Below are 7575 nucleotides of genomic sequence, written 5' to 3'. Positions count from 1 at the left end.
TCGATCAGGATGGCCGCCTGGTCCTGCCCCAGCGCCTGCGCGAGAAGATCGGGCTGGGGGACCGGGCCTTCTTCATGGCGCAGGGCGACTACCTCAAGGTCACGACGCCCGAGACGCATGAGGCCGACCTGCGCAAGATCGAGGCCGGGATGCCCGCGCTGGAACCCGGCGCCGATCCGCTGTCGCTGCTGCCGCCTGCGCCCGAAAGCTGATGACCGCGCCGCATGTCCCTGTTCTGCTCGGCCCCCTGCTGGCGGCAGTGGCCCCCGTCCGCGGCACCTGGGTGGACGGCACCTTCGGCGCGGGCGGCTATGCCCGCGGGCTGCTCGAGGCCGGGGCCGGGCGTGTCATCGGCATCGACCGCGACCCGGCGGTGTTCGACATGGCCCGCGCATGGGCGGGCGGCTATCGCGACCGGCTGCGGCTGGTGCAGGGCACCTTCTCGGACCTCGACGAGCTGGCGGGCGGGCCGGTGGACGGCGTGGTGCTGGATCTCGGCGTCAGTTCCATGCAGCTTGACCAGCCCGAGCGCGGATTCTCCTTCCTGCGCGACGGGCCGCTGGACATGCGGATGGCGCAGGACGGCCCGACCGCCGCCGACCTGCTGAACCGGGCCGAGGAATCCCGCATCGCCGACGTGCTCTACCATTACGGCGAGGAACGCGCCGCCCGCCGCATTGCCCGCGCCATCGTCGCCGCCCGCCCCCTGACCACGACCGCGCAACTGGCCGAGGTGGTCCAGTCCTGCCTCCCTCGTCCCAAGCCAGGACAGAGTCACCCGGCCACCCGCAGCTTCCAAGCGATCCGCATCTGGGTGAATGACGAATTCGGCCAGCTTCTTGCGGGTCTTGAGGCGGCCGAGCGGGCGCTGAAGCCCGGCGGCAGGCTGGCGGTGGTCAGCTTCCATTCGCTTGAGGATCGCGTGGTCAAGCGCTTCATGCAGGCCCGCGCCAATGCGGCGGGCGGCGGCAGCCGCCATGCCCCCGCGGCGCCGCAGCAGGCCCCCGCCTTCACGCTGCCCTTCCGCCGCGCCGTGGGCGCCGACGCGGCGGAACTGGCGGCGAATCCCCGTGCCCGGTCCGCCTTCCTGCGCGTGGCGGTCCGCACCGACGCGCCCGCCGGCCGGGCGGATGCCGATGCGCTGGGCCTGCCGCGCCTGCCGGGGGGCATATGATGCGGCCGCTGCTGTATCTTCTGGCCGCGCTGGCGGTCATGGGCCTCGCCTTCTGGGCCTACCGCGAGAACTACCGCACCCAGGCGCAGATCGACCGGATGCAGGTGGTCCAACGCGAGATCGCGAGCCTGCGCGAGAACCTGGGCGTGCTGCGGGCCGAATGGGCCTATCTCAACCGGCCCGACCGCCTCAGCCAGCTTGTGGACATGAATTTCGACCGCCTGCGCCTTGCCCCGGTGCAGGCCAACCAGTTCGGCTCGGCCCGCAACATCGACTATCCGCCGCCCGAGCCGGTCGCGCCGCCCACGGAACTCACGCCCGGCGAATCGATGGCCGGCTGGGTGCCCCGCACACCGTCGAACAACCGCGGGGCGCCGCTGCCGCGTCCCGCGCCCCCCGGCTTCGAGCCGCCCGCCGATTCCGCCCCGGAACAGGAGTGACCGCCATGATCCGCACCCCCTTGCGCCCGCTGGCCCGCATCCTCAGCGCCCGGCAGGCCGGACAGGACCCCGACGAGATCGAGGCCGGGCTGCGCGCCCAGCGCCATGCCGAGATCCAGGACCGCGCCCGCCGCCGGGCCGAGGGGCGGATCAAGCTGATGGTGCTGGGCTTCATGGTGGCCTTCGGCACGGTGGGCCTGCGGATGGGGGCCTTGGCCAGCAGCCAGCCGGTGGAACCCCGCGCCCATGCCTCGGGGGCGCAGATCATCTCGCAGCGGGCCGACATCGTGGACCGGCGCGGACGGGTGCTGGCGACGAACCTGTCCACCCACGCGCTTTACGCCCATCCCCATGACCTCGTGGATCCGGTGGCGGCGGCCGGGAAGCTGGCGCGGATCTTCCCTGACCTCGATGCGGAACGGCTGAAGCGCGACCTGACCGGCGAGCGGAAGTTCGTCTGGATCAAGAAGAAGCTTTCCCCCGAACAGATGCAGGCCGTCCATGACATCGGCGAGCCGGGCCTCGTCTTCGGCCCGCGCGAGATGCGGCTTTACCCGAACGGGCGGCTGGCCAGCCACATCCTCGGCGGCTCGCAGTTCGGGGCGGAAGGCGTCAGTTCCGCCGAGGTGCTGGGCATGGCGGGCGTGGAAAAGGCCTTCGACCGCTGGCTGCGCGACCCGGCCAATGCGGGCGCCCCCCTGCAGTTGTCCATCGACCTGACCGCCCAGGCAGCGATGGAGGAGGTGCTGGGCAACAGCATCAAGGTCATGAACGCCAAGGGCGCCACCGGCATCCTGATGGAGGTGAAGTCGGGCGAGATCCTCGCCATGGCAAGCCTGCCCGACTTCGACCCCAACGACCGGCCGAGGCCGCTGACCCAGGGCGATCCCTCGGACAGCCCCCTGTTCAACCGGGCGGTGCAAGGGGTCTATGAGCTTGGATCCACCTTCAAGATCTTCCCCATCGCCCAGGCGATCGACGAGCGGCTGGTCAATGCCAACACCATGATCAACACGAACACGCCGATGAAGATCGGCAAGTATCTGATCCATGACTTCTCGAACTACGGCGCGCAGCTTTCGGTGCGCGACGTGCTGGGCAAGTCGTCGAACGTGGGCACCGTCCGCATCGCCCAGATGCTGGGGCCGGAACGGCAGCAGCGGTTCCTGAAGGACCTCGGCTTCTTCGAGCCGACCCCGGTCGAGATGACCGAGGCGCCGACCGGCAAGCCGATCGTGCCCGCGCGCTGGCCGGCGATCACCGCGGCGACCGTGTCCTTCGGCCACGGGCTGGCGGCCAGCCCCCTGCATCTGGCCTCGGCCTTCGCGACCATCGCCAATGACGGCCGCCGCGTCCGCCCGACGCTGGTCCACCGGAAAGTGCCGGTTCAGGGCGAGCAGGTCCTGTCGCCCGCCGCCGCGAAACAGGCGCGCGAGCTTTTGCGCCATGTCGTGACCAAGGGCACCGCCAGGGCGGCCGAGGTGGCAGGCTACAAGGTCGGCGGCAAGACCGGCACCGCCGACAAGCCGCGCCCCGGCGGCGGCTATTACAAGAACCGGAACGTCTCGACCTTTGCCTCGATGTATCCGACCGACGACCCGGCCTATGTGCTGGTCGTGACGCTGGACGAGCCCAAGGTGTCCGCCGCGGGCGGGGGCGAGATGCGGACGGCTGGCGCCACCGCCGCCCCGGTCGCCGCCGCCCTGATCCAGCGACTGTCGCCGATGCTGGGCCTGCGGCCCGACGGGGCGGAACTGCCCGTCATTGAACCCCGTCGGGCCGATGCCCTAAGGGTCTCGGCAAGGTAAGGACCGAGGGACCATGGAGAACGACAAGGCCATGAGCCTGTCCCGGCTGGGGCTGCGGGCAGGCGATGGAAGCGATCCGACGATCACCGGCATTTCGGTCGATTCGCGCCATGTCCGCGACGGGCACCTGTTCGCGGCGCTGCCCGGATCGGCCGCCCACGGGGGCGAGTTCATCCAGTATGCGCTGCGCCAAGGGGCGGCTGCGATCCTGACCGACCGGCAGGGCGCCGAGATCGCGGCGGCCGAGCTTGCGGGTTCCCCCGCCGCGCTGGTTGTGGCCGAGGACCCCCGCGCCGCGCTCGCCGGGGCCGCGGCGCTGTGGTTTCAGGCGCAGCCCGAGACCGTCGTGGCGGTCACGGGAACGTCCGGCAAGACCTCGGTCACGAATTTCACCCGCCAGATCTGGCAGGCGCTGGGGCTGAAGGCGATCAGCCTCGGCACCATGGGGGTGGAAGGGGACTACACCGCCAAGCTCGCCCATACGACGCCCGAGCCGGTGACGTTGCATCGCGTGTTGTCCGAGGCGGCGGCGGCCGACGTCACCCATGCGGCGATGGAGGCGTCCTCGCACGGTCTCGACCAGCGGCGGCTGGACGGGGTGCGGGTCGCGGCGGGCGCCTTCACCAACTTCAGCCAGGACCACCTGGACTATCACCGCGACTTCGACAGCTACTTCGCCGCCAAGGCGCTGCTGTTCAACCATATCCTCGAACCGGGCGCCGCGGCAGTGATCTGCACCGACGACGCACGGGGCCGCGAGGCCGCGCAGATCGCCCGCGACCGGGGCTTGCGGCTTCTGACCTATGGCCGGGCCGAGGGCTGCGACCTTCGCATCCTCGCCCAGCGCTATGACGCGACGGGGCAGGAGTTGCGCTTTTCCCTGAATGGCCAGACGCACCTGATCCGGCTGAACCTGATCGGCGGCTTCCAGGCGGAGAACGTCCTCTGCGCGGCGGGCCTGTGCATCGCCACGGGTGCCGACCCGCAGCGCGTCATCTCCGCCTTGCCGGGCCTGACCACCGTGCGCGGCCGGATGGAGCTGGCCGCCCAGCGCCAGAACGGTGCGGCGGTCTTCGTGGACTATGCCCACAAGCCCGGCGCGGTGATCGCGGCGCTGCAATCCCTGCGCCCGCATGTCATGGGCCGCATCATCGCCATCGTCGGCGCGGGGGGCGACCGCGACCGGGGCAAGCGCCCGCTGATGGGCGAGGCCGCCCGGCAACATGCCGACGTGGTCTATGTCACCGACGACAACCCCCGGACCGAGGACCCCGCCGCCATCCGCGCCGAGGTCATGGCCGGCGCAGGCTCCGAGGCCACCGAGGTCGGCGACCGCGCCGAGGCGATCCTGCGCGCCGTGGACGCGCTGGAACCGGGCGACGCGCTTCTCATCATGGGCAAGGGGCACGAAACGGGGCAGATCGTCGGTTCGGACGTCTTCCCCTTTGACGACGCGGAACAGGCCTCGGTCGCCGTCGCCGCGCTGGACGGCATGGTATGAGCCTCTGGACCTCCACCGACGCCGCCGCCGCGACCGGAGGCCACGCGACGGCCGACTGGGTGGCGAACGGCATCTCGATCGACACCCGCACGATCCAGCCGGGCGACCTGTTCGTGGCGCTCAAGGACGCCCGCGACGGCCACGACTTCGTGGCCCAGGCGCTGGAAAAGGGCGCCACCGCCGCGCTGGTCAGCCGCATCCCCGAGGGCGTTCCCCCGGACGCGCCCCTGCTGGTCGTGGACGACGTCCTGCCCGCGCTGGAGGCCTTGGGACGCGCCGCCCGCGCACGCACCAAGGCACGGGTGCTGGCGATCACGGGTTCGGTCGGCAAGACCTCGACAAAGGACATGGCGGCGGCCGCCCTTGCCACGCAGGGCCGCGTCCACGCCGCCGAAGCGAGCCTGAACAATCACTGGGGCGTCCCCCTGACCTTGGCGCGGATGCACCAGGACACCGACTGGGCGATCCTCGAACTCGGCATGAACCACCCCGGCGAGATCGCGCCCCTGTCGCGCATGGCCCGCCCGCATGTGGCGATGATCACCACCGTGGGCGCGGCCCACATGGAGGCCTTCGGCAGCCTCGAAGGCATCGCCGTGGAAAAGGCATCCATCTTCGAGGGGCTGGAACCGGCAGGCCACGCCATCATCCCCGAGGATCTGCCGGTGACGCAGATCCTGCGCGACGCCGCCGACCGCGCAGGCGCCATTGTCGTGGGCTTCGGCCGCGATGGCATGGCGAAGCCCGTGTCCTCGGCGGTGGAGGAAGGAGAAACCCGCGTCCGCGCCCGTGTGCTGGGCGAAACGCTGGACTTCACCCTCGCCACCGCAGGCGCGCATTTCGCCATGAACGCGGTGGGCGTGCTGGCTGCCCTCACTGCGCTGGGTGCCGATCCGAAGGCCTCGGCCAGGGGCCTTTCCGACTGGCGCCCCTACAGGGGCCGGGGCGGGGTGGAGCGGATCGGCGGGATCACGCTGATCGACGACAGCTACAACGCCAACCCGACCAGCCTCGCGGCGGGCCTCGCCACGCTGGATGCCATGCCCTCGGGCCGTCGGGTCGCCATCCTCGGCGACATGCTGGAACTGGGCGAGGACGAACTCGGCCTGCACCGCGCCATCGCCGATTATCCGCAGATGCAGGGGGTTGCGCTGGTCCATGCCTGCGGTCCCCGGATGCGCCACCTGATGGACGCGCTGCCCGAGGACAGGCGCGGCTTCTGGTCCGAGGATGCCGCCGACCTCTGCGCCCGCGCGGGCGAGATAGTCCGCGACGGCGACGTGGTCTTCGTCAAGGGATCGAAGGGCTCGCGCGTCGCCCTCGTGGTTGACGCGATCCGCCGGGCGCGGCAGACGCCCGCATCAGATAACAACAAGGGGTAAACCCGATGCTCTACTGGCTGGCGGACCTGTCCGACAATGGCGGCGTCTTCAACCTGTTCCGCTATATCACCTTCCGCTCGGGCGCGGCCTTCTTCACCGCGCTGATCTTCGGCTTCATCTTCGGCCGCCCGCTGATCGACTGGCTGCGCGTCAAGCAGAAGAAGGGCCAGCCCCTGCGAAAGATCGGTCCGGACCATTTCGCCAAGGCGGGCACCCCCACGATGGGCGGCATCCTGATCCTGTCGGCGCTGTTCATCTCGACCCTGCTCTGGGCGCGGCTCGACAACGGCTATGTCTGGGTCGTGCTGCTGGTGACGGCGGGTTTCGCGGCCATCGGCTTTGCCGACGACTATGCCAAGGTGACCAAGCAGCACCACGCGGGGCTGTCGGGCCGCGTCCGCATGGCCATCGGGCTTGCGATCGGCGCGCTGGCCGGGGTCGCGGTCGCCTGGCTGAACCCGGACCCGCTGTCGGGGCAACTCGCGCTGCCCTTCCTCAAGGACGTGCTGATCGACCTCGGCATCTTCTTCGTGCCTTTCGCCATGCTGGTGATCGTGGGCGCGGCCAATGCGGTGAACCTGACCGACGGGCTGGACGGGCTGGCGATCGGCCCGGTGATGATCGCCGCCTGCACCTTCGGGATCATCGCCTACCTCGTCGGCAACGCGAATTTCGCCAACTACCTGGGCGTCCATTTCGTCCCCGGCACGGGCGAGATCGCCGTCTTCGTCGCGGCGCTGATGGGCGGCGGCCTGGGCTTCCTGTGGTATAACGCGCCCCCCGCCGCCGTCTTCATGGGCGACACCGGCTCGCTCGCCCTGGGCGGCGCGCTGGGCGCCATCGCCGTCTGCATCAAGCACGAGATCGTGCTGGCCATCGTCGGCGGGTTGTTTGTGGTCGAGGCCCTGTCGGTCATCATTCAGGTCGCCTATTTCAAGCGCACCGGCCGCCGGGTGTTCCTGATGGCCCCGATCCACCATCATTTCGAGAAGAAGGGCTGGGCTGAGCCGCAGATCGTGATCAGGTTCTGGATCATCGCGGTGATTTTGGCGCTGATCGGGTTGAGCACGTTGAAGTTGAGGTAATGCTGCCATGTGGAAGACTGGCGTAAGTGCAATTATTTTATTTCTAGCTGGGATATATTCTTTTACCACTGTGGCGCTTGATACTGCGAAAAAGATCGTTGATTTACCGTCTGTTTGGTCGTGGAGCGCACTAGGTCCGTTGATATCATATCTTGTAGCAGGCTGGGCTCTTTTCTTGATCATTG

7 protein-coding genes are annotated in these 7575 nt (G+C 69.6%); all 7 read left to right on the top strand.

The features are described 5' to 3' along the window. Positions 1–212: division/cell wall cluster transcriptional repressor MraZ (locus Q4F04_RS13965; RefSeq protein ID WP_303370415.1), on the top strand; the 212-nt coding region annotated here is incomplete at its 5' end. After that, entirely contained in the window at positions 212–1174 is a 963-nt protein-coding gene (gene rsmH / locus Q4F04_RS13960) for a 16S rRNA (cytosine(1402)-N(4))-methyltransferase RsmH (protein ID WP_303370414.1), read from the top strand. The genes Q4F04_RS13965 and rsmH, both read left to right, overlap by 1 nt. Then, positions 1174–1614, top strand: coding sequence for a cell division protein FtsL (locus Q4F04_RS13955; RefSeq protein WP_303370413.1), 441 nt, complete (start codon positions 1174–1176; stop codon positions 1612–1614). Before rsmH ends, Q4F04_RS13955 begins: the two co-directional genes overlap by 1 nt. A 5-nt stretch (positions 1615–1619) precedes the next feature. After that, complete coding sequence (locus Q4F04_RS13950) at positions 1620–3422, top strand: penicillin-binding protein 2 (RefSeq protein ID WP_303370412.1); 1803 nt, start codon at positions 1620–1622, stop codon at positions 3420–3422. 13 nt (positions 3423–3435) lie between these two features. After that, the gene (locus Q4F04_RS13945) at positions 3436–4923 is read left to right on the top strand and encodes a UDP-N-acetylmuramoyl-L-alanyl-D-glutamate--2,6-diaminopimelate ligase (RefSeq protein WP_303370411.1); all 1488 of its coding nucleotides are present in this window, start codon (positions 3436–3438) and stop codon (positions 4921–4923) included. Continuing rightward, positions 4920–6305, top strand: coding sequence for a UDP-N-acetylmuramoyl-tripeptide--D-alanyl-D-alanine ligase (gene murF, locus Q4F04_RS13940; RefSeq protein WP_303370410.1), 1386 nt, complete (start codon positions 4920–4922; stop codon positions 6303–6305). Before Q4F04_RS13945 ends, murF begins: the two co-directional genes overlap by 4 nt. Positions 6306–6310: 5 nt before the next feature. Then, positions 6311–7390, top strand: a complete 1080-nt coding sequence (gene mraY / locus Q4F04_RS13935; protein ID WP_303370409.1) for a phospho-N-acetylmuramoyl-pentapeptide-transferase — start codon at positions 6311–6313, stop codon at positions 7388–7390. Positions 7391–7575: the final 185 nt, after the last annotated feature.

It is taken from the genome of Paracoccus sp. (in: a-proteobacteria) (genome assembly GCF_030536915.1).
Classification (GTDB): domain Bacteria; phylum Pseudomonadota; class Alphaproteobacteria; order Rhodobacterales; family Rhodobacteraceae; genus Paracoccus.
Note: the sequence above shows the minus strand (reverse complement) of the source record. Positions and strands in the feature narration are given on the sequence as shown.